Origin of the sequence: Legionella longbeachae, from assembly GCF_004283175.1 — a bacterium.
GTDB classification, from domain to species: domain Bacteria; phylum Pseudomonadota; class Gammaproteobacteria; order Legionellales; family Legionellaceae; genus Legionella; species Legionella longbeachae.
Genome location: NZ_RXNW01000038.1, coordinates 1 through 1058, shown reverse-complemented (window position 1 = coordinate 1058; position 1058 = coordinate 1). Strand labels below are relative to the sequence as shown.

Below are 1058 nucleotides of genomic sequence, written 5' to 3'. Positions count from 1 at the left end.
GGTATGGATCCCTCTGAGAAACGTTATTATGGCGAAATTACCTTTGGTAATCCAAGTAGTGGCGTTTCCACCATGCATCGTATTAATGTAGATGAAAATGGAAAACCTTTTGTTGGTAATGATGGGCAATCTAATCTATTAAAATCATTACAACATTTTATTGCTCAGATGAGCGAACTCAGCGAGAAGGAAGAAGAGTATCAGGGGCATGTCCGTCGATTAACAAAAACATTACACAAAATGGAACGAAATGCCTCACAAATTGCGGATAAAATTAACCATCTGTTAGTAAATAACTTATCTGAAGAAGACACAATTCAATTAACACTTATAAAAGATGAAGTTGAAAGACTCGATAAAGCAATTCAAGAGCGATCTAATTTTATCTTAAATCACCTGGGTCATGATGTTGAGGTTTATGAAGAGCTCACGAAAATGATCAAACAAGATGAGGCGGAAATACAAAGCTTAATTGAAATGCAAAACATCATTTATGATGGCGTGTCCCAACAACTGCATGGCAGAGACTTACAAACATACCACAACCTAAGGGAAGATTTGGATGAAGTAAACGAACAAATTCCAGAATTAAGTGCTGGAGTAGGAAATATGATTCGGCATCATATGGAGCTAATTGCTGCGGATACCAAACTAAAACAAGCGATTAACTTAGCCAAAGCCACCCATCAACTACATTTCGCCAGGGAAACCCCTTTTAGCATCACTGCCTCCGGGAATATCTTTTTCACCGAGGACGATAAGAAAGCTGTAGGTAAATATGGGGCTAAACTTGTTGAGATGGAAAATCAACTCTTTGTGGAAATCATTCATCATTCGATTGCCAATAAGGTTTATGTTGATAAGGAATTCATTACTAAAATTGCAGCAGACCCATTAAAAATTGATAATGAGGTCACTCAAAAATTGAATGAGTGGGCTGCAACTCACAGTATGACAGTACAAGATTATGTGGATGCATTCATGTGGGCCAAAAATGGACAAAGCTTTGAACACTTTCCTGAAAGCGGGCGTTGGACAGTGGCGGAAGAACTTTTTAA

The 1058-nt window shown here is 38.0% G+C and carries 1 pseudogene; it reads left to right on the top strand.

What is annotated here, in order from left to right:
* A pseudogene (locus EKG34_RS18795) lies at positions 1-1058 on the top strand (hypothetical protein); the annotation flags it as partial.